The 971-nt window shown below is 59.3% G+C and carries 1 protein-coding gene; it reads right to left on the bottom strand.

Translation table 11 applies throughout. The features are described from left to right. Nucleotides 1-9 precede the first annotated feature (9 nt). Nucleotides 10-971: ABC transporter permease (locus B4F73_RS00745; RefSeq protein ID WP_290482278.1), on the bottom strand; the 962-nt coding region annotated here is incomplete at its 5' end.

Here is a 971-nt window from a genome sequence, read left to right as displayed (position 1 = left end):
TGTGAGCGGTTAGAGCCGAAGGGATAATCCATCGGCCAGCGACCTGCGGAACGCCATCCAGGCGGGTATCGCCCCGGCGACCAGGGCGGCGCCCGTGACCGCCAGCAGTGTATACAGGTCGATCAGGCTGGGCCCGGTGCCAATTAGGGATATGCCGTAATGCGCTGAAACAAGCGGACCGATCACTGCCAGCAGCCCATGGATGAGAAGAATGCCTAGCAATGCGCCAAAGAGGCCCACCAACCCTGCTTCAAGCACCAACAGCGTGAAGATGTGACCGGGTCGAGCACCGACCGCACGAAGGATCGACATTTCGCGTCGCCGCTCGTTGAGGCTGGTGAGGATGGAGGTCAAAATCGAAACCACGCCCACCGCGATGACGAATATCGAGACGGCCAGCAATGCCCGTTCGGCAATTGCGGTCACACTCCATAGTTCCGCGAGCGCCTGTGATGGAATGATCGCCATCAATGGCTCGCCCTTGTTGGTGTTGATCTCGCGGCGTGTGGTCAAGATGGTGCCTTTACGTTTCAGGCCGAGATAGATCGCCGTGACAGTCTTGGGTGTGAGATCGAAGGACCGCACGGTCTCTTCGGAAATACTGTCGGCTAGCGGATTCTTTGCGCCGGTTTCCCAGCCGACATGGATGGCGGTGATGGCTTCCAGTGAGACATGTACCGTCTGGTCCACCGGCGTACCAGTCGGGGCAAGAATGCCAACAACCCGGAACGGGCGGTTTTCATGACTTGAGCCGAAGTCGGCTTGGCCCAGCCCATGCGACAGGACCAAGGGGCTATTGATCGAATACCCCAGTTCGCGAGCCACATCGGCGCCGATGACCGCATCGAACAGATCGTCAAACGGTTCGCCCTGCGCGATCATCAGGTCCTGATTGCGGCCAAACTTGTAGCGGTCAAAATATTCGGGCGTTGTGCCCATGACGCGGAATCCGCGATGGCTGTCTCCGAGGG

The sequence above is a fragment of the Hyphomonas sp. UBA3601 genome (assembly GCF_002375605.1).
Taxonomy (GTDB): Bacteria; Pseudomonadota; Alphaproteobacteria; order Caulobacterales; family Hyphomonadaceae; genus Hyphomonas.
This window is presented reverse-complemented; position numbering and strand designations above follow the sequence as displayed.